This window comes from Brevundimonas sp. GW460-12-10-14-LB2, from assembly GCF_001636925.1.
In the GTDB taxonomy this organism is placed as follows: Bacteria; Pseudomonadota; Alphaproteobacteria; order Caulobacterales; family Caulobacteraceae; genus Brevundimonas; species Brevundimonas vesicularis.
The window spans coordinates 1,668,184-1,686,652 of the sequence record NZ_CP015511.1 but is presented as its reverse complement, the minus strand read 5'-3'; the positions used below and the strand labels follow the sequence as shown (position 1 = coordinate 1,686,652).

Sequence of the window (18,469 nt, the reverse complement as noted above, 5' to 3'; positions counted from 1 at the left end):
CTCTTTGCTGTCAGGGCAGGGCGGAATGGTCGTAGCTGAAGACCCGCGCCAGCTTCCACTCGGCTCCCTCCTGTTTCCACATCTGCGTGAAGCGGGCGCGTCCGACGCGCCGTTCCGGACCGTCGCCCTGCCGCTCGTAAAAGACGTGCTCGCCCGTTTCGACCGCGCCGTAGTTGTTGATGGGATAGACCGCCAGACCGTCCCGCAGAGCCTCGCGCCGAGTCCGCCATGCGTCTGGCGCGCTGCGGTCCTGACAGCGCGCGGCGTATTGCGCGACAAAGCCGTCGGCGTCGGTGGCCACGCGTCCGCCGCGGTCGTCGAAAAACTCGAAATCGTCGGTCAGCATGGCCCGAAGTCCGGCCGGGTCGCAGCCCTCGAAGAAGACAGCGAACAGTTTTGCGTCGGCCGCCATGACGGCGGTTTCCAGCGGCGTAGGCTGGGCGAAGGCGGCGAGCGAAAGGGCGGCGACGAGGGCGGCGGGCATGGCGATCGGGAGCTGTTCAACTGAGGCGCTCAACCTGAGCCGTTGACCTTCTGTGATCACGTGAAATCTTTGTCAGACGCCCTTCACGAAAGCCGTGACTGGACGCCGCTTCAATTCAGGCCATCATTCCCTATCTGAGAGCCAAGACGACTCCCCGATTACGGAACACGAATGCCCATACAAAGGCCCGGTGAGACCGGCGGCGGTCAAGGAACCGCCGTCGTCACCGAAACAAAGCCGAAGCTGCAAAAGCCCTCGCTGTATCGAGTGCTGATTCTGAACGACGATTATTCGCCGATGGAATTCGTCGTCTATGTGCTGGAGCGGTTCTTCCAGAAGAGCCGGGAAGAGGCCACCCGCATCATGCTGCATGTGCATCAGCATGGCGTCGGCGTCTGCGGCGTCTTCACCTACGAGGTCGCCGAGACCAAGGTCGCGCAGGTCATCGAGACGGCGCGCCGCCACCAGCACCCTCTGCAATGCACGATGGAAAAGGACTGAGAGGAGCCTCCCTATGCCTTCATTTTCCCGTCCTCTCGAAGAAACCCTGCACCGCGCGGTGGGATACGCCAATGCGCGCAGGCACGAGTATGCGACGCTTGAGCACCTGCTGCTCGCGCTGATCGACGATCCCGACGCGACCGGCGTCATGCAGGCCTGCAACGTCGATCTGTCGGCGTTGAAAGCGGCGCTGACCCTCTATGTCGACAACGACTTGGCCGCCCTGGCCACCAGCGACGGCGAGGACGCCAAGCCGACCGCCGGCTTCCAGCGCGTCATCCAGCGCGCGGTGATCCACGTCCAGTCGTCCGGCCGCGAGGAAGTGTCCGGCGCCAACGTCCTGGTCGCCATCTTCTCCGAGCGCGAGAGCCACGCCGCCTACTTCCTGCAAGAGCAGGACATGACGCGCTATGACGCGGTCAACTTCATCGCCCACGGCATCGCCAAGAAGGCGGGCGCCAACGAGGCGCGCCCGGCCAAGGGCGCTTCGCCCGAAGAGGCCGAAGATGCTTCCGCCGTCAAACAGGGCGGCGAGGCGCTGGAAGCCTATTGCGTCGACCTCAACGAGAAGTCGCGCCAGGGCAAGGTCGACCCCCTGATCGGTCGTCAGGCCGAGGTCGATCGCTCGATCCAGATCCTGTGCCGTCGGACCAAGAACAACCCGCTTCTGGTGGGCGATCCCGGCGTCGGCAAGACCGCCATCGCCGAAGGTCTGGCCCGCAAGATCGTCAACGGCGAGGTGCCCGACGTCCTGAAGGACGCCACCATCTATTCGCTCGATATGGGCGCGCTGCTGGCCGGCACCCGCTATCGCGGCGACTTCGAGGAACGCCTGAAGCAGGTGGTCAAGGAACTGGAGAACCACGACAACGCCGTGCTCTTCATCGACGAGATCCACACGGTGATCGGCGCGGGCGCGACCTCGGGCGGAGCGATGGATGCGTCGAACCTGCTGAAGCCGGCCCTTGCGTCCGGCACCCTGCGCTGCATGGGATCGACGACCTACAAGGAATATCGCCAGCACTTCGAGAAGGATCGCGCCCTGGTGCGTCGCTTCCAGAAGATCGACGTCAACGAGCCGACGGTCGAGGATACGGTGAAGATCCTGAAGGGTCTGAAGACCTACTACGAGCAGCACCACAAGGTCCGCTATACCGACAGCGCCGTGCGCACGGCGGTGGAGCTGTCGGCGCGCTACATGACCGACCGCAAACTGCCGGACAAGGCGATCGACGTGATCGACGAGGCCGGGGCGTCGCAGATGCTGCTGACCGAATCCAAGAGGAAGAAGGTCATCGGTCAGAAGGAGGTCGAGGCCGTTATCGCCAAGATGGCCCGTATCCCGGCCAAGTCGGTGTCCAAGTCCGACACGGAAAGCCTGCGCGAGCTGGAAACCGACCTGAAGCGTGCGGTCTTCGGTCAGGAACAGGCCATCGAGCAGGTGTCGGCGGCCATGAAGTTGGCGCGGGCGGGTCTTCGTGATCCGAACAAGCCGATCGGCAGCTTCCTGTTCAGCGGCCCGACCGGCGTCGGCAAGACCGAGGTCGCCAAGCAGCTCGCCGCCACCTTGGGCATAGAGATGCAGCGCTTCGACATGTCGGAATATATGGAGCGCCACACGGTCAGCCGTCTGATCGGCGCGCCTCCCGGCTATGTCGGACATGACCAAGGCGGGCTTCTGACCGACGCCGTCGATCAGCATCCGCACGCTGTCGTGCTGCTGGACGAGATCGAGAAGGCGCACCCGGATGTCTACAACATCCTGCTTCAGGTGATGGACAACGGCATGCTGACCGATGCGGTCGGCAAGAAGGTCGATTTCAGGAACGTCATCCTGATCATGACGACCAACGCCGGGGCCGCCGACAACGCCCGCGCTTCCATCGGCTTTGGCCGGGGCAAGGTCGAGGGCGAGGATGACAAGGCCATCCAGCGCCTGTTCGCGCCGGAGTTCCGCAATCGCCTGGACGCCATCGTGGCCTTCAAGCCGTTGCAGGCCGACACGATCCGCTCGGTGGTGACCAAGTTCATCCTTCAGCTGGAAGCACAGCTGGCGGACCGCAACATCACCATCGAACTGACCGACGAAGCCGCCGACTGGCTGGCCAAGAACGGCTTCGACGAACTGTACGGCGCGCGTCCGCTGGCGCGGGTCATCCAGGACTCGATCAAGAAGCCGTTGGCCGACGACATACTGTTCGGGCGTCTGACGCGCGGCGGACACGTCAGGGTCCAACTGAAGGACGGGAAGATCGACTTCGACATCATGAGCGCCAGCGCGCCCGCGAAAGCCGAGGAAGAAGAGACGGCCTGATCCTCGAAAAGGTGATGGCGAAAGGCCCGGCTGGCAGCAGCCGGGCCTTTTTCTATGCCTGCTTGTAGGGCGAGAGTTCTTCGATCATCGCCCGCATCTCCGCCGCCACGGCCGGGCGTTCGCCGTCCAGATAGCGGGCGACGGGATCGCGCAGGGCAGGGTCGGCGATGAAGTGGGCGGAATAGACGGATGAGGGCAGGTAGCCGCGCGCGATCTTGTGGTCGCCCTGGGCGCCGGCTTCGACGCGGGACAGTCCGCGCGAAATGGCGAATTCGATGGCCTGATAATAGCAAAGCTCGAAATGCAGGAAGGGCACGTCTTCCAGCGTGCCCCATTGCCTGCCGTAAAGGGCGTCGCGGCCGATGAAGTTCAGGGCGCCGGCGATGGGCGTCTGATCCCGAAACGCCATGACCAGAGCGATCTGGTCGGCCATGGTCGCGCCGATGCGACTGAAGAAGTCGCGTGTCAGATAGGGCCGGCCCCATTTGCGCGAGCCGGTGTCCATGTAGAAGGCGAAGAAGGCGTCCCAGTGGGCCTCGGTGATGTCGGCGCCGGTCAGGACGCGGATATCCAGATCGGCTTGGGCGTCGCGACGCTCGCGCTTGATGGTCTTGCGGCGGTTGGCCGACAGGGCGGCCAGAAAGTCGTCGAAGGACCGATAGCCGTTATTGCGCCAGATGAACTGGATGTCCTGGCGTGGCAGCAGGTCCGCCTCGGTCATGGCGGACCAGTCCGCCTCGGTCGGGAAGTTGACGTGCAGGGAGGACACGCCCAGCCGTTCGACCAGGGTCACCGCCCCCTGGATCAGGGCCTGACGCACGGTCGCGCCGTCGGCCTCGGGATGGTTCAGGAAGCGCGGGCCGGTCGCGGGGGGTGAAGGGCACGGCGCCCAGCAGCTTGGGATAGTAGCGGCCGCCGGCCCGCTCATAGGCGTCGGCCCAGCTGTGGTCGAAGACATATTCGCCCTGGCTGTTGCCCTTCAGATAGAGGGGCATGACGCCCAATACCGCGTTGTCTTCACCCCTCAGAGCCAAGTGTCGTGGGGCCCAGCCCTGACGCGGCGCGGCGCTGCCAGAGGCCTCGCACGCGTGCAGGAAGTCGTAGGAGATAAAGGGATCGCCGGTGGGCAGCGCGCACGCGTCCCAGGCCTCTCGGCCGATGTCGGCGATCCCTTCGTGAACCGAGATCTGAAAGATCAGCGGATCTCCACGATCGCATCGATCTCGACGGCGAAGCCGAGCGGCAGCTTGTACACGCCGACGGCCGAGCGGGCGTGCTTGCCAGCGTCGCCGAAGACCTCGACCATCATGTCCGAGCAGCCGTTGATCACGGCGGGAATGGCGGTGAAGTCAGGGCCGGCCTGAACGAAGCCGCCCAGTTTCACGATGCGGACCACCCGGTCCAGATCGCCATCGCAGGCGGCCTTGATCTGGGCGATCAGGTTCAGACCGCACAGGCGCGCGGCTTCCAGCGCCTGCTCCGGCGTCACGTCCACGCCGACCGTGCCCTTGATCCCGCCGTTCGCGTCGTTCGACAGCTGGCCCGAGATGGTGACCTGATTGCCCGAGCGGACATAGGAGACATAGCTGGCCACCGGCTTGGCGGGTTCCGGCAGGGTGAGGCCGAGTTCGGCGATGCGGGCTTCGATGGTCATGGGGGGCTCCTGTTTATCTGGGCGCGGTTTAGCGCGGGGCAAGGGCGGCGTCACCCGTTCGGCGCGCTTTAAAGGTTCGCCAACCGCGCCGTGTCATGGTGCGATCATGGATATGCACCTGACCCCCGACGTCGCCGCCTTCCATGCCGTGCTGGCGCGATTGTCTCCTGACGACCGCGCGCGCGTGGACGCCGCCGTAATCCCGGCCGCGCAAAAGGCCGCCGAGGCTGCGCCGCATTGGGACTTCGAAATGCCGGCCAAGGCGGTGGATGCGCTCTTGGGCGCTGATGCATCCGACGATGTGCGTCGGGGTTTGGTCGCCGCCTGGGCGCTGCAACTGCCCGACCGTGCGGCGACGATGAACCTGCCGGCCGAGGTGATGGCGCTGTATCCCTACTGGATCGAACAGCTTGCGGCGTTTCTGGACAAGGCCGAGGGCGACTACGTCTTCGACCACTGGTCGAAGGACGTGCGCTTCACCCTGGCGCTCAGCGTGCCGGGGGGCAAGAGCCAGGTGATTGATCTCTCTTCACCGGTCGGACCTGGGCAGATCGTCAAACACGTCCGCGACGGCTGGGGCGTCAAGCCGTTGTTCCGCTATCTGGCGGCGGGCGCCAAGCGCGAGCCGTGGCTGGAGGTGCATACCGAAAGCCGTTGGCTGAGGGGCTTCAACGAGGACGGCTGGAACGAGGCCTGGGCGACGGCGGCGGAGCTGTGCCGCGCGCGCCCTGAACTGGCGGGCATGATCGGCTCCAGCTGGTTCTACGATCCGCCCCTGACCGAGATCAGCCCCCGCCTGGCGCACCTGCGGCTGAACCCGCTGAAGGGCGGTGCCTTCATGGTCCACCAAGGACCGGGCGAGATCCACACCGAACGGGCGGCGACGGCGTCTGCGTCGAGGAAGGCGCTGATCGATAGCGGCGAATACACCGCCCGGTCCTGGCTGATGATCTGGCCCCGCAAGGAGCTGATCGCCTGGGCGGATCGGCGTAACGCCGCCTGATTTCAGGCTGTCGCCATCCGCCACGCCGCCGCGACCGGCTGAATGTCCAAGTCGGCCGCCCTGGCCAGTCGGATCAATCGATCGATGTCCTCTGGACGGCAACCATACGGCGTCGGCGCGTCGCTGACATCGTGGCCGTAGGCGATCAGCCAGCCTTTTGACGCCGCCGTCTCCGCCACCAGCGCCTCCAGGTCGTAGCCGGGCAGGCGACGGCTCTCCAGGCCGATGGCCTGCAGCAGATTGCGATCCGAACGCCCGGCATTGACCCCGTCGCGTACGCCGCGCCCGCACAGGAAGCGTTTGTCGATCACCGGCTTGGACCGCAGGGCGCAATCGCCGAAGGGATAGGCGAAGGTCTGCATTTCGTATCCGTCCAGCCGCTCGGCCACCCACGCGGCGTTGCGGGCCAGGCTGGCGTCCAGTTCGGCCGGCGACAGGGTCAGGGTCGAGACATGCTCATAGGTGTGGCATCCGACTTCGTGCCCGGCCTCACGGAGGGCTTGCAGATGCTCCACCTCGAACTGGGGCAGGTCCAGATTGCGACCGCCCGACAGGCCGCCACAGACATAGTAGGTTGCCTTGACCCCATGCTGGGCCAGGATCGGCCCGGCCTCGGTCCAGGCCGATGCTGGGATGTCGTCGAACGACAGGCTGAGGACGCCGCGCGCGGGTTGGACCGTGGCGGGACGGACATCGAGATAGCGGCCGGCGCGGCGACGCATCTTGTCGAGAAAGGCGCTCATGCCCGCCTTTTCGCATGACTGGCTTAAGGCCGGGTTTCAGACCGTGACGGGTTGAGCCGTCAGACCGCGCACGCCGAAGACACGGCGATACCGTTCGATCTCGCCGGGATCGCCGACCGCTTTCGCCGGATTGTCCGACAGTTTGATGGCGGGGCGACCGCCGGCCTCGACCACCTTGCACACCAGGGAGATCGGCTCCAGTTCCGGCGCGACGGCGGGCGAACAGTCGCGGAAATCATTGGTCAGATTGGTGCCCCATCCGAAGCTGAGCCGAGCGCGGCCGTGGAAATGGGCGTGCGTCGCCTCGATCCCGTCGATGTCCATCCCGTCCGAGAAGATCAGCAGCTTCTCCCTTGGCTCTCGTCCATGCGCGCGCCACCAGTCGATCAGGCGGTCGCCGGCCGGGATGGGCGGGGCCGAGTCGGGACGGAAGCCGGTCCAGTCCGCCACCCAATCGGGCGCCTGCTCCAGAAACGCCTCGGTGCCGAAAGCGTCGGGCAGAACGATCAGCAGATTGCCCGCATAGTGTCTGCGCCATTCGTCGAGCACCGCATATGGAACCTGGGCCAGCGCCGCGTCGTCTAGCGCTAGGGCCGCCAGAACCATCGGCAGTTCGTGGCCGTTGGTGCCGATGGCTTCAAGGTCGTTCTCCATGGCATGCAACACATTGGACGTGCCAATGAAGGATTTGCCCAGCCCCTCCTTCAACGCCTGAATGCACCAGCGTTGCCACAGGAAGCCATGCCGCCGCCGCGTGCCGAAGTCGGACAGGGCGAGGTCGGGCAGAGCGCGAAGCCGCTCGACCTTGGACCACAGCCGCGTCTTGGCGCGAGAATACAGGATGTCCAGCTCGAACCGGCCCAGCCGCCGCATCCCGACCCGGCAGCGCAACTCGTTCAGGATCGCCAGCGCCGGGATTTCCCACAGCGTCACCTCGGCCCAAGCACCCGAGAAGGTCAGCACATACTGCCCGTCCTGAACCGACAGCTCGTAGTCTGGCAGGCGATAGTCGGTCAGCCAGGCGATGAAGTCGGGCGAGAAGATCTGCTTCACGCCATAGAAGCTGTTGCCCGCCAGCCAGACCAATTCCTTGTTGGTGAAGCGCAAGGTGCGGGCATGATCCAGCTGTTCGCGCAAGGCGTCGATATCAACTTCGTCAGCCAGACGCACAGTCTTGGTGCGGTTGATGACCTGGAAGACGACCGGCACGTCGCGATGCTCGCGCCAGATCATCTGCAGCATCAGCAGCTTGTAGAAGTCTGTGTCCAGCAGACTGCGGACGATCGGGTCCAGGCGAAAGCCATGGTCATAGGCGCGTTTAGCGAGATCCATGCCCTGTCCTACGGCTTCAGCGCACGGCCCGCCACCACTGCGTCCTTGCCGAACTTTTCGCGCAGCACGTCGATGGCACGCTCTGTCTTCAAGGCGCGCGTCTCACTGGTCTGGAACAGGCCGGCGGGCGCGTCCTCCGCGTCCTGCACGTCCGCCATACCGATACCGATCAGACGATAGGGGCGCCCCAGCTCCGGCTTTAGCAGATCGCGCCCCGCAGCGAACAAGGCGCGCGCCGTCTGCACCGGATCGGGCAGGGTGACGCGTCGGGTCACGATCTTGAAGTCGGTGCGGCGCAGCTTAAGCACCAGCACCCGGCTGGCGACCCCGTCGCGCCGGGCTTTGGACGCCAGCTTCTCGCACAGGGGCCACAGCTCGGCCTCCAGCGCTTCGGCCGACGTCAGGTCTTCGTTGAAGGTGGTTTCGGCGCTCATCCCTTTGCGATCGCGCTCGGGGTTCACGGCGCGCGCGTCGCGGGCGTGGGCCAAATCGTGCAGGCGCAGACCGGATTCGCCGTAGCGTTTGACTAGGTCGCGCACGTCTGCCCGCGCCAGATCACCGATGGTCGAATAGCCGTCGCTGCGTAGCGCCTTGCCGAATACCGGCCCGACGCCCGGCAGGGCGGTGACGGGGCGCGGCGCGAGCAGGGCCTGGGCGTTGGCGGCGCCGACGACGGAGAAACCGCGCGGCTTGTCCATCTCCGACGCCATCTTGGCCAGAAAGCGGTTGGGCGCCAGGCCGATGGAGACGGTCAGGCCGGTCTCCTCCTCGATCTGTTTCTGAAAGCGGATCAGCTGCAGCGCCGGGGGGCCGCCGTTCAGTCGCTCTGTGCCAGACAGATCGACCCAGGCCTCATCCAGCGACAAGGGCTGGATCAAGGGCGTCAGCTGTCCCAACGCCCCCAGAATGCGCTGCGATTCGAAGACGTATTTGGTGAAGTCCGGCCTGATCACAACGGCCTCAGGACAGGCCTTCAGCGCCTTGAACATCGGCATGGCCGAGCCGACGCCATACTGACGCGCGACATAGCAGGCGGTGGAGACCACGCCGCGCTTTCCGCCGCCGACGATCACCGGCTTGTCGCGCAGTTCGGGCCGATCCCGCTTCTCCACCGAGGCGTAGAAGGCGTCGCAGTCCATGTGCGCGATCGACAACTGGTCCAGTTCGGCGTCTACGACCACGCGCCGCGATCCGCACGCCGGACAGCGGTTCTCGCGCGGCCCGGCGGGATCTTCGCCGGTCCACAAGCAGTCGCGACAGATGGCCTTGATGGCCACGCTTAAGGTCTCCGTAAGGTTGGCTTCACCCCAACTTAAGACTGGGCGCCTACGAATGCGACCAACGAGGCGTCCCGCGTTCGAGGGGCGCGCAGGTCAGGTGATGATGTCCAAGAAAGTCCTCATCGTCGAGGATAACGAGCTGAACATGAAGCTTTTTCATGATTTGCTCGACTCCCAGGGCTATGAGACCCTGCAGACCCGCGAGGGCTTGCAGGCGCTCGCCCTGGCGCGCGCCCATCATCCCGACCTGATCCTGATGGATATCCAGCTGCCGGAAATTTCGGGTCTGGAAGTCACCAAGTGGCTGAAGGACGACGAGGAGCTGAACCACATCCCCGTCATCGCCGTCACCGCCTTCGCCATGAAGGGCGATGAGGAGCGGATACGTCAGGGCGGCTGCGAGGCCTATATCTCCAAGCCGATCTCGGTCATGCATTTCCTTGAAACCATCCGGCAGCACCTCGGATGAGCGCCCGTATCCTCGTCGTCGACGATGTGGACGTGAACGTCCGCCTGCTCGAAGCCAAGCTGACCATCGAATATTATGATGTGCTGACCTGTAACGACGGCCTGTCAGCCCTGGCCATCGCCGCCGAGCACCAGCCGGACCTGATCCTGCTGGACGTCATGATGCCCGGCATGGACGGGTTCGAGACATGCCGACGGCTGAAGGCCCAGGCCGAGACGCGCCATATTCCCGTCGTGCTGGTCACGGCGCTGGACGGGCGCGAGGATCGGATCAAGGGGCTTGAGGCCGGAGCCGACGACTTCCTGACCAAGCCCATCGACGACGTCATCCTGTTCGCGCGGGTCAAGTCGCTGACGCGGCTGAAGCACGTCATGGACGAGCTGCGCGAGCGCGAGGAAAGCGGCCGTCGTCTGGGCGTCGATTCGGACAATGCTGCGCGGCTGCGTAGCGAGGGCGGGCGCGTTCTGATCGTCGATGACGACCAGCGTCAGGCCGAGAAGATCGCCCAGGAACTGGGCGGCGAACATCGCGTCACCATCGAAACGGATCCCGAGGCGGCGCTGGTTGCGGCCAAGGGCGCGCTGGACCTGATCATCGTCAACGTCGCCGCCGCCAGCTTCGACGGCCTTCGGATCGTCGCCCAGGCCAAGTCGGGCGATGCCCGCCGCGCGCCGATCCTGGCGATCGTGGAGCCGACCGAAAGGCCGCGCATGATCAAGGCGCTGGAACTGGGCGCCGCCGACATCCTGCCGCGCCCTGTCGATACCGAGGAGCTGTCGGCGCGGGTTCGCACCCAGATCCGTCGCAAACGCTACACCGACTTCCTGCGCCAGAAGCTGGACAGCAGCATGGAAATGGCCGTCACCGACGCCCTGACCGGCCTGCACAACCGGCGCTACATGACCGGCCAGTTGCAGGCGCTGGTGGGTCGTGCGGCCCAGGGCGGGGCCCAGGTGGCCGTGCTGGTTCTGGACATCGACCACTTCAAGTCGGTCAACGACAGCTTCGGCCACGACGCTGGCGACGAGGTGCTGGTGGAGTTCGCCGTGCGCCTGGCCACCAATGTCCGGGCCGTGGATCTGCCATGCCGCATGGGCGGCGAGGAGTTCGTGGTGGTCATGCCGGGCGCCAGCCTGGAAGACGCCGGCCGCGTCGCCGAACGGATTCGCCGAGACGTCGCCTCAGCGCCGTTCCGCGTCATGGGCGGCAAGGAGCAGATCACCATCACCATCTCGATCGGCGTGGCCGCTACGACCGGCGACGGCGATACGCCTGAAGGCCTGCTGAAGCGCGCCGACGAGGGGGTCTATGAGGCCAAGGCTGCCGGCCGCAACCGGGTCATCGCCAAGGCGGCGTAACGAGGGCGTCCAGACAACGAAAAACGCCCGGCTGGAGACCAGCCGGGCGTTTTCAATTCTCAGCGGATCAAGGACTTACTTGATCTTGCCTTCCTTGAACTCGACGTGCTTGCGCACGACGGGGTCGTACTTCTTGACGACCATTTTCTCGGTCATGGTGCGGGCGTTCTTCTTGGTGACATAGAAGAAGCCGGTGTCGGCCGTGGAGTTCAGGCGGATCTTGATGGAAGCCGGTTTGGCCATCGGAATTACCTCTGCGACGGCGAAAGCCGCTTAAAATAAGAGGCGCGGAACATACTCAGGATCGCCCCAAAGTCAACGGGCGCGATGCCACGTTGATGAGGCGGAACGCACATATAGTCTGACTGCATGAAAATCGCATCCCTGCTGGCCGCTACGGCCCTGATGTCCTTGTCGTCCCTCGGCGTCGCAACGGCCGATCCGGCTCAGTCCCAGGACGATTTCCTGGCCCGGTTGACCGCCCTTTGCGGCCAACGATTCGAAGGCCGGGTCGTCACCAATGACGCCGCCGACGCCAGGTTCGCCAGCGAGCGGTTGGTGATGCATGTTCGCGATTGTTCGCCGGACGAGGTGCGTATTCCCTTCGCCGTGGGGTCGGATCGTTCGCGAACCTGGGTCGTGACCAAGACCGACACGGGCCTTCGGCTGAAGCACGATCACCGCCATGCGGATGGGACGACCGACGTGCTGCACTGGTATGGCGGCGATACGGTCAACGCCGGCACGGCCGAGCGTCAGGAATTCCCGGTCGACGCCGAATCGATCGCCTTATTCAAAGCCAATGACGCGGCGATCTCGATCACCAATGTCTGGGCGATGGAGGTTCATCCCGACCGGGTGTTCGCCTACGAGCTTCGTCGTCCCAACCGGCATTTCCGCGTCGAGTTCGACCTGACCAGGCCGATCGCCGACTAGGGTCAGATTGCGCGCCAGGCTCTGATCGGTCGTACGGTCGCGCAGGCGGGGCCGCCGTCCTTGGCGCGGCCGGGCAAGACGACTTCCAGCACCTCGCCTTGGCGCGCCGGGGCCAGCAGATCGGCGGGAATATCGTGGACGTCGATCTTGGCGCGTCGGCTCCATTCGCTGGCGTGCTGGCCTGCCGACGTGCCGATCGCGATATAGACGAACCGCCGCGTCGCGCCCTCGCGCCGCACGAAGGGGCCGGTCAGGCGGTCATCCTCGGACAGGGTGACGGGCGCGTCGAAGCTGATCGGGTCCGCGCTGGCGATGCGCGGCTCGACCGGCATGTTCGCCTTGTCCTGAAGACTGTAGGCGACGCCCGCGACGGGGTCGGCGATCGTCAGGCGCAGGGTGATCGTCGTTCCGGCCATTTCAGTCCCTGTGTTCGACCGTGTGCCGACCCCGCACCATCCGCACGAAGGGCAGGGGCCGGTTCGGGTGTTTCAACCGCTCGGCCAACTCCCCCAACACAAACCGGGTGATGGCGGGCAGGTCCAGTGCGCGCGCCTCGTCCAACGGCAGCCAGGCGATCTCGTCCAATTCGCCCGACCCCGCGGTCGGCTCCGGGCTCAGCAGGGCATCGGCCGGGGCCATGAAGAAGCGGGCGTCGAACCGGCGGGTCCGGCCCGGCGGCGTAATCGCGCGCGCGACATAGGACAGGACCGACAGATCGGGCAGCGCGCCGGCCTGGCGATACTCGCGCCAAGGTCCGGCGACGGAGGCGCGGGGCGCCGGCCGCCCCAGAATGAGCCCTGTCTCCTCGAACGTCTCGCGCACCGCCGTCAGGGCCAGGGCGCGCGCACGGCGAGCGGGCAATTCGCCTTCCAGTCGCCGCGCAACCTCGCCCGACAACTCATCCGTCGCGGCGGCGTTGAAGTCGCTGCGATCGATCCGCCCACCCGGAAACACCCACTTCGACGCCATGAACACATGGCCAGGCGCGCGCCGCCCCATCAGCACCTCGGGCCGATCGCCGCCACGCGTCAGGATCAGCGTCGCCGCATCCTTCGGCCGCTGAGCCCCGCCGACACGCGGGGCGTCGGCCAGATCCTGAGCGGCGTCGAAAGGGGTCACTTGCGCTTGCCCTTCCTCACACCCTTCAGGCCGCCGGAGGGTTTGGAGCCGTTGCGGGGCTTGGGGCCGCCAGGGCGGTTCTTGCCGCGCATCGGCGGGCCGTCACCGCCGCGTCCGCGAATGCCGTAGCGTGGGGCCGGGGCGTTGGGATCGCGGGGTTCGGGCTCGCTGAGCATTTCGAACACCAAGCCACCCGTGACGGGGGTCGCCTCGCGCAGCTTGACCTCCACCATGCGGCCCAGGGTGAAGCGTTTACCCGTGCGTTCGCCGACAAGGGCGTGGGCGCGGTCGTCGTGGGTGAAGTATTCGCTGCCGAGCGTGGAGACGGGCACCAGGCCGTCCGCGCCCGTGTCCTCCAGACGAATGAACAGGCCGAACCGCGTCACGCCGGTGATCCGCCCGGCGAAGGTCGCGCCGACGTGCTCTTCCAGATAGGCGGCGATATAGCGATCCATTGCGTCGCGCTCGGCGGCCATCGACCTGCGCTCGGTCATGGTCACGCCCTCGGCGATGGCCGGCAGTTCGGCGATCTCGCGGTCGGTCAGTCCGTCCTTGCCCAGATTCAGCGCCCGGATCAGGCCGCGGTGGACGATCAGGTCGGAATAACGCCGGATCGGCGAGGTGAAGTGGGCGTAGCGATCCAGGTTCAGGCCGAAGTGGCCGATATTCTCGGGGCTGTAGATCGCCTGCATCTGGCTGCGCAGGACCACCTCGTTGACGACATCGGCGTGTTCGGTGTTGCGGGTCTCGTCCAGCAGTTTGTTGAACCGCTTGGTCGTGCCGGGCTCGCCCTTGTTCCAGGGCTTGCCGATAGTCGACAGGAAGTCGGCCAGGTTGAAGATCTTCTCCTGGCTGGGTGTGTCGTGCACGCGGTAGATCAGCGGCGTCTTCTTCTGCTCCAGCGTTTCGGCGGCGCAGACGTTGGCCTGGATCATCATCTCTTCGATCAGCCGGTGCGCCTCCAGCGAAGCGCGCTTTTCGATGGAGGCGATGCCGCCATCGGGCGCCATGCGGATGCGGCGTTCGGCCGACTCGATCTGCAGCGGGCTGCGCTTCAGCCGGCCCTTCAGCATGGCGTGATAAGCGTTCCACAGCGGATAGAGGATCGCCTCCATGATCGGGCCGGTCGTGTCGTCCGGTTGTCCATCGATGGCGGCCTGCGCCTGCTCGTAGCTGAGCTTGGCGTGCGACCGCATCAAACCACGCACGAACCTATGTTCGGTCTTTCGGCCGTCCTTGTCGAAGACCATCCGCACGGCAAGACAGGCGCGGTTCTCGCCCTCCTTCAGGCTACACAGACCGTTCGACAACACCTCCGGCAGCATCGGCTCGACCCGATCGGGGAAATAGGTCGAGTTGCCCTTGTCGCGCGCCTCGCGGTCCAGCTGGCTGCCGGGGCGGACGTAGGCGGCGACGTCGGCGATGGCGACCCAGACGATCCACCCGCCTTCATTTTTCGGATCCTCGTCGCGCGCCGCATAGACGGCGTCGTCGTGGTCGCGCGCATCGGCGGGGTCGATGGTGATGAAGGGGACCTCGCGCAGGTCCTCGCGCCCCTTCAGAGTCGGCAGGGCCTGATCCTCGGCCTCGCGTTCGACCGCTTCGGAGAAGCCCGTCGGGACGCCGTGGGCGTGGATGGCGATCAGGGAGGCGGCGCGGGGATCATCCTCCTTGCCGATGTGCTCAAGGATCTTGCCGCGCTTGGGACCATAGCGTTGGTCGCCTTTTTCAATGGCGGCCAGAACCAGGTCGCCGTCGCGCAGGTCGCCGGATTGGGCCTGGGGCACCACCAGCACGTCCTTGGAGCGACGATCGACCGGCTCGACACGGGTTTCGCGCGCTGACTTGCGGATCACGCCCAGGACGCGGTTGGTCCCCACGTCCAGCTTCTTGATCAGCCGGGCTTCCCAACCCTCCGCGCCGCGCTGGAACTTCACCAGCACGCGGTCGCCTAGGCCAGGGGCGGCCTTTGACTTGTCGGGCATCAGAATGGCGCGCGGGGCGTCGGGACTGGCCTCGACCAGGCGAACATACAGTTCGCCGTCGCCGTCGCGCTCGATCACATCGGCGACGCCGACGGGGGGCAGGGCGCCGGCTTCGGAAAAGCCTTTGCGACCGCGTTTGCCCAGTCGCCCTTCGGCTTCCAGTTCGCGGATCATTTCCCGCAAGGCCCTGCGGTCACCGCCTTTCAGCCCGAAATGGCGCGCGATGTCGGTCTTCTCGGCCGATCCGGCCTCGCGCAGAAAGGCGACGAGGGTGTCTTTGTCGGGGAGACCGGCGGGCGGCCTCTTGGATGATTTGGTCATTATGTCTTTCGTAGCGCGGAACCGCGCCCTTGAGTAAATCTTGAGGGGTCAAATCTTGCGTGAGTTGACCATGTGAAGGCGGGGCTTCAGCTTCCGCCCGCCCCGAATGGAGTTTTCGATGTCCCTGACCGCCCCCGCCCTGAGCGCGACCGTCTCGTCGCCGCTGGATCTGATCGGCAAGACGCCGATGGTGGAGGTGACGAAGATCGACACCGGCCCGTGCCGCCTGCTGCTGAAGCTGGAGTCCCAGAACCCCGGCGGTTCGATCAAGGACCGGATCGCCATCTCCATGCTGGACGCCGCCGAGCGCGAAGGCTTCCTGAAGGAAGGCGGCACCATCGTGGAGGCGACGGCGGGCAACACCGGCCTGGCGCTGACGCTGGTCGGTCGGGCCCGGGGGTATAAGGTGCTTCTGGTCATCCCGGACAAGATGTCCAAGGAAAAGATCCAGCATCTCAGGGCGATGGGCGCCGATGTTCGTCTGACGCGTTCGGACGTCCCGCATGGCCATCCGGAATATTACACCGACATGGCCGAGCGTCTGGCCCAAGGCATTCCCGGCGGCTTCTACGTCAACCAGTTCGCCAACGCCGCTAACGCCGAGGCCCATGTGAAGACGACGGGCCCCGAAATCTGGGAGCAGACGGGCGGCGACATCGACGCCTTCGTCGCCGGCATCGGCTCGGGCGGCACCATCACCGGCACCGCGCAGTTTCTGAAGAGCGTTGGCTCGAAGGCCCAGATCATCCTGGCGGATCCGGTCGGCTCGACCCTCGCCGGCATCGTCAACGACGGCGTGCCGGGGCCGGAAGGCAGCTACACCGTCGAGGGAATCGGCCAGAACTTCGTGCCCGATACGGCGGACATGAGCCTGATCGACAAGGCCTATTCCATCCCCGACGCCGAGGCGATCGCCACGGCGCGCGAACTGCTGCTGAAGGAAGGCATTCTGGCCGGCTCGTCGTCCGGCACCCTGATCGCGTCGGCGCTGCGCTGGTGCCGCGAGCAGACGGAAGCCAAGACTTGCGTGACCTTCGTCTGCGACACCGGGGCCAAGTATCTCTCCAAGGTTTATAACGACGCCTGGCTGGCGGATCAGGGCCTGGGCGAGCGCGAGCTGCATGGCGACCTGTCGGACCTGATCAACCGCAAATACGAGAAGGGCGACGTCGTCGTCGCCGGGCCGGGCGACACCTTGGACACCGCCTTCAAGCGCATGAAGGGTGCCGACGTATCGCAACTGCCAATCATCGAAGACGGCCGGCTGGTCGGGATCTTGGACGAAAGCGACCTGATCCGCATCATGAACACTGACGAGATCACGCGGAAGGAGCGGTTCGCCAAGCCGGTGGCCTCGGCCATGACGCGGGATCTGGACACGCTTCAGGTCAATGAGCCTCTGGACGCCCTAATCCCTGTCTTCGACCGCGACCGGGTGGCCATCGTGTTGGACGGCGAGCGGTTCGTCGGCCTGATCACGCGCACCGACCTGATCAATCACCTCAGCCTGAACCGGTAAGCTTATGACTGACAAGAAGAACAGCCAGGGCTTTTCGACCCGCGCCATCCATTCGGGCCAACATCCTGACCCGACGACGGGCGCGGTGATGACGCCGATCTACGCCACCTCGACCTACGCCCAGGAAAGCCCGGGCGTGAACAAGGGTTATGAGTATGCGCGGGGCAAGAACCCGACGCGCGAGGCGTTCGAGGCCTGTATCGCCGACCTGGAGGGCGGCACGCACGGGTTCGGCTTCGGCTCGGGCATGGCGGCGACCTCGACGGCGCTGGAGTTGCTGGATGCGGGCGATCACATCGTCACGGGCGACGACCTGTACGGCGGCTCGTGGCGACTGTTCGAGCGGGTGCGTCGGCGAACCATGGGGCTGGACTTCGCCTATGTGGACCTGAGCGACATCGCGGCGGTCGAGGCGGCGATCACGCCCAAGACCAAGATGCTGTGGGTCGAGACGCCCACCAATCCCCTGATGAAGCTGGCCGACATCGCCGCCCTGTCGAAGGTGGCCAAGGCGCATGGTCTGCTGCTGGTCGTGGACAACACCTTCGCCACCCCGTTCTGCCAGCAGCCGCTGAGCCTGGGGGCGGACGTGGTGATGCACTCGGCGACCAAATACCTGAACGGCCATTCGGACATTATCGGCGGGGTGCTGGTGACGGCCGACGCCGAGTTGGCGACGCGGATCAAGTTCCTGCAGAACTCGGTCGGCGGGATCATGGGGCCGTTCGACGCCTTCCTAGCCAACCGGGGCTTGAAGACCCTGGCGCTGAGGATGAAGGCGCACTGCGAGAACGCTCTGACCATCGCACGCTGGCTGGAGACGCGCGCGGGGATCGCCAAGGTGATCTACCCCGGCCTGATCGCCCACCCGCAGCATGAATTGGCCGCGCGCCAGATGCACGGCGGCTTTGGGGGGATGGTGACGGTGATCCTGGAGGGCGATCTGCAGCGCACCAAGCGCGTTCTGGAGCGGGTTCAGGTCTTTACCCTGGCGGAATCGCTAGGCGGGGTCGAAAGCCTGGTGAACCACCCGGCGATCATGACCCACGCCAGCGTGCCCAGGGAGGTGCGCGAGGCGGGCGGCGTGACCGACAACCTGATCCGGCTGTCGGTCGGGGTCGAGAACGTCGAGGACTTGATCGCAGATCTGGATCAGGCCCTGGGCTGATATCAGCTGGAAGGAAGGGCTGTCTGGTGGCCGGTGACCGGCGGCAGCTTCTTCTTGGGGGCGGCGCGCTTGACCGGGGCCTTTGCGGGCTTGGGCAGGGCCGCGCGGCGGGCCATTTCGGTGTCGATGACCGGGATGATGTCGCTGGCGGCCATGACCTGGGTCGAGGCGCCGTGTTCGACCAGGCGGGCGGCGTTGGCGCGCAGCGTCGTCAGGTCGGCGTCGGTCATCGCGGGGATCATGTCGGCGAGCGGGGTCATGTCGGCATCCGTGTGCAGAAGCC

At 65.7% G+C, this 18,469-nt stretch carries 18 protein-coding genes and 1 pseudogene; 8 read left to right on the top strand and 11 right to left on the bottom strand.

Translation table 11 applies throughout. The features are described 5' to 3' along the window. Positions 1 to 10: 10 nt before the first annotated feature. Positions 11 to 484: a nuclear transport factor 2 family protein gene (locus A4249_RS08400; RefSeq protein ID WP_066551927.1), complete on the bottom strand. Its 474-nt coding sequence runs from the start codon at positions 482 to 484 to the stop codon at positions 11 to 13. Between the two features lie 171 nt (positions 485 to 655). Here A4249_RS08400 and clpS point away from each other — a divergent pair, with 171 nt between their 5' ends. Both clpS and clpA read left to right on the top strand, forming a co-directional pair. Continuing rightward, positions 656 to 985, top strand: coding sequence for an ATP-dependent Clp protease adapter ClpS (clpS, locus tag A4249_RS08395; RefSeq protein WP_017504641.1), 330 nt, complete (start codon positions 656 to 658; stop codon positions 983 to 985). 13 nt (positions 986 to 998) lie between these two features. Then, positions 999 to 3,299: an ATP-dependent Clp protease ATP-binding subunit ClpA gene (gene clpA, locus A4249_RS08390; RefSeq protein WP_066551924.1), complete on the top strand. Its 2,301-nt coding sequence runs from the start codon at positions 999 to 1,001 to the stop codon at positions 3,297 to 3,299. A gap of 52 nt (positions 3,300 to 3,351) precedes the next feature. Here the strand turns inward: clpA and A4249_RS08385 are convergent. Together A4249_RS08385 and A4249_RS08380 are read right to left on the bottom strand one after the other, a co-directional pair. After that, positions 3,352 to 4,486 (bottom strand): annotated as a pseudogene (locus tag A4249_RS08385) (GNAT family N-acetyltransferase). A gap of 8 nt (positions 4,487 to 4,494) precedes the next feature. Beyond that, entirely contained in the window at positions 4,495 to 4,953 is a 459-nt protein-coding gene (locus A4249_RS08380; RefSeq protein WP_066551923.1) for a RidA family protein, read from the bottom strand. A 106-nt stretch (positions 4,954 to 5,059) separates the two neighbouring features. On the opposite strand from A4249_RS08380, the gene A4249_RS08375 reads away from it, so the two are divergent. Then, the gene (locus tag A4249_RS08375; protein WP_066551921.1) at positions 5,060 to 5,956 is read left to right on the top strand and encodes a hypothetical protein; all 897 of its coding nucleotides are present in this window, start codon (positions 5,060 to 5,062) and stop codon (positions 5,954 to 5,956) included. Between the two features lie 2 nt (positions 5,957 to 5,958). Here A4249_RS08375 and A4249_RS08370 read toward each other — a convergent pair whose 3' ends face one another. The 3 genes from A4249_RS08370 to A4249_RS08360 are packed head-to-tail and all read right to left on the bottom strand — an operon-like array spanning position 5,959 to position 9,308. Then, positions 5,959 to 6,699 carry a polysaccharide deacetylase family protein gene (locus A4249_RS08370; RefSeq protein WP_066551919.1) on the bottom strand — a complete coding sequence of 247 codons (741 nt, stop codon included), beginning with the start codon at positions 6,697 to 6,699 and terminating at the stop codon, positions 5,959 to 5,961. 36 nt (positions 6,700 to 6,735) lie between these two features. Next, positions 6,736 to 8,031 carry a nicotinate phosphoribosyltransferase gene (locus A4249_RS08365; protein ID WP_066551918.1) on the bottom strand — a complete coding sequence of 432 codons (1,296 nt, stop codon included), beginning with the start codon at positions 8,029 to 8,031 and terminating at the stop codon, positions 6,736 to 6,738. Positions 8,032 to 8,039: 8 nt separating this feature from the next. Then, complete coding sequence (locus A4249_RS08360) at positions 8,040 to 9,308, bottom strand: DNA polymerase IV (protein ID WP_082854111.1); 1,269 nt, start codon at positions 9,306 to 9,308, stop codon at positions 8,040 to 8,042. Between the two features lie 106 nt (positions 9,309 to 9,414). On the opposite strand from A4249_RS08360, the gene A4249_RS08355 reads away from it, so the two are divergent. Together A4249_RS08355 and A4249_RS08350 are read left to right on the top strand one after the other, a co-directional pair. After that, entirely contained in the window at positions 9,415 to 9,780 is a 366-nt protein-coding gene (locus A4249_RS08355) for a response regulator (protein WP_164952723.1), read from the top strand. Further along, a complete protein-coding gene (locus A4249_RS08350) occupies positions 9,777 to 11,138 on the top strand; it encodes a PleD family two-component system response regulator (protein ID WP_045810078.1) in 1,362 nt (453 codons plus the stop codon). The genes A4249_RS08355 and A4249_RS08350 overlap by 4 nt, the downstream gene beginning before the upstream one ends. Before the next feature lie 75 nt (positions 11,139 to 11,213). Here the strand turns inward: A4249_RS08350 and rpmG are convergent, their stop codons facing one another. After that, positions 11,214 to 11,381, bottom strand: coding sequence for a 50S ribosomal protein L33 (gene rpmG, locus A4249_RS08345; RefSeq protein WP_003164451.1), 168 nt, complete (start codon positions 11,379 to 11,381; stop codon positions 11,214 to 11,216). A gap of 126 nt (positions 11,382 to 11,507) precedes the next feature. Here rpmG and A4249_RS08340 point away from each other — a divergent pair, with 126 nt between their 5' ends. After that, entirely contained in the window at positions 11,508 to 12,074 is a 567-nt protein-coding gene (locus A4249_RS08340; RefSeq protein ID WP_066551917.1) for a hypothetical protein, read from the top strand. 2 nt (positions 12,075 to 12,076) lie between these two features. Here the strand turns inward: A4249_RS08340 and A4249_RS08335 are convergent, their stop codons facing one another. From A4249_RS08335 to rnr, 3 genes are read right to left on the bottom strand one after another with little or no spacing between them, the layout of a single operon-like run. Further along, complete coding sequence (locus tag A4249_RS08335) at positions 12,077 to 12,490, bottom strand: DUF5990 family protein (RefSeq protein WP_066551916.1); 414 nt, start codon at positions 12,488 to 12,490, stop codon at positions 12,077 to 12,079. Between the two features lies 1 nt (position 12,491). Further along, positions 12,492 to 13,193 (bottom strand): NUDIX hydrolase, encoded by a 702-nt coding sequence (locus tag A4249_RS08330; protein WP_055754794.1) that lies wholly within the window; start codon positions 13,191 to 13,193, stop codon positions 12,492 to 12,494. After that, positions 13,190 to 15,499, bottom strand: a complete 2,310-nt coding sequence (gene rnr / locus A4249_RS08325) for a ribonuclease R (protein WP_066551915.1) — start codon at positions 15,497 to 15,499, stop codon at positions 13,190 to 13,192. The genes A4249_RS08330 and rnr overlap by 4 nt, the downstream gene beginning before the upstream one ends. A gap of 118 nt (positions 15,500 to 15,617) precedes the next feature. Between rnr and A4249_RS08320 the strand changes: the two genes are divergently transcribed. Both A4249_RS08320 and A4249_RS08315 read left to right on the top strand, forming a co-directional pair. Next, positions 15,618 to 17,018, top strand: a complete 1,401-nt coding sequence (locus tag A4249_RS08320) for a pyridoxal-phosphate dependent enzyme (protein WP_066554931.1) — start codon at positions 15,618 to 15,620, stop codon at positions 17,016 to 17,018. A gap of 4 nt (positions 17,019 to 17,022) precedes the next feature. Continuing rightward, the gene (locus tag A4249_RS08315; RefSeq protein WP_066551914.1) at positions 17,023 to 18,186 is read left to right on the top strand and encodes a cystathionine gamma-synthase; all 1,164 of its coding nucleotides are present in this window, start codon (positions 17,023 to 17,025) and stop codon (positions 18,184 to 18,186) included. A 2-nt stretch (positions 18,187 to 18,188) separates the two neighbouring features. Here the strand turns inward: A4249_RS08315 and A4249_RS08310 are convergent, their stop codons facing one another. Continuing rightward, entirely contained in the window at positions 18,189 to 18,446 is a 258-nt protein-coding gene (locus A4249_RS08310; RefSeq protein WP_055754797.1) for a hypothetical protein, read from the bottom strand. Between the last annotated feature and the right edge of the window lie 23 nt (positions 18,447 to 18,469).

What these genes read in the sequence shown, in the direction of transcription:
- A4249_RS08400 (WP_066551927.1), bottom strand. Translation starts at nt 484, where the DNA reads ATGCCCGCCGCCCTCGTCGCCGCCCTTTCGCTCGCCGCCTTCGCCCAG.
- clpS (WP_017504641.1), top strand. Translation starts at nt 656, where the DNA reads ATGCCCATACAAAGGCCCGGTGAGACCGGCGGCGGTCAAGGAACCGCC.
- clpA (WP_066551924.1), top strand. Translation starts at nt 999, where the DNA reads ATGCCTTCATTTTCCCGTCCTCTCGAAGAAACCCTGCACCGCGCGGTG.
- A4249_RS08380 (WP_066551923.1), bottom strand. Translation starts at nt 4,953, where the DNA reads ATGACCATCGAAGCCCGCATCGCCGAACTCGGCCTCACCCTGCCGGAA.
- A4249_RS08375 (WP_066551921.1), top strand. Translation starts at nt 5,060, where the DNA reads ATGGATATGCACCTGACCCCCGACGTCGCCGCCTTCCATGCCGTGCTG.
- A4249_RS08370 (WP_066551919.1), bottom strand. Translation starts at nt 6,699, where the DNA reads ATGAGCGCCTTTCTCGACAAGATGCGTCGCCGCGCCGGCCGCTATCTC.
- A4249_RS08365 (WP_066551918.1), bottom strand. Translation starts at nt 8,031, where the DNA reads ATGGATCTCGCTAAACGCGCCTATGACCATGGCTTTCGCCTGGACCCG.
- A4249_RS08355 (WP_164952723.1), top strand. Translation starts at nt 9,415, where the DNA reads ATGTCCAAGAAAGTCCTCATCGTCGAGGATAACGAGCTGAACATGAAG.
- A4249_RS08350 (WP_045810078.1), top strand. Translation starts at nt 9,777, where the DNA reads ATGAGCGCCCGTATCCTCGTCGTCGACGATGTGGACGTGAACGTCCGC.
- rpmG (WP_003164451.1), bottom strand. Translation starts at nt 11,381, where the DNA reads ATGGCCAAACCGGCTTCCATCAAGATCCGCCTGAACTCCACGGCCGAC.
- A4249_RS08340 (WP_066551917.1), top strand. Translation starts at nt 11,508, where the DNA reads ATGAAAATCGCATCCCTGCTGGCCGCTACGGCCCTGATGTCCTTGTCG.
- A4249_RS08335 (WP_066551916.1), bottom strand. Translation starts at nt 12,490, where the DNA reads ATGGCCGGAACGACGATCACCCTGCGCCTGACGATCGCCGACCCCGTC.
- rnr (WP_066551915.1), bottom strand. Translation starts at nt 15,499, where the DNA reads ATGACCAAATCATCCAAGAGGCCGCCCGCCGGTCTCCCCGACAAAGAC.
- A4249_RS08320 (WP_066554931.1), top strand. Translation starts at nt 15,618, where the DNA reads ATGTCCCTGACCGCCCCCGCCCTGAGCGCGACCGTCTCGTCGCCGCTG.
- A4249_RS08315 (WP_066551914.1), top strand. Translation starts at nt 17,023, where the DNA reads ATGACTGACAAGAAGAACAGCCAGGGCTTTTCGACCCGCGCCATCCAT.
- A4249_RS08310 (WP_055754797.1), bottom strand. Translation starts at nt 18,446, where the DNA reads ATGACCCCGCTCGCCGACATGATCCCCGCGATGACCGACGCCGACCTG.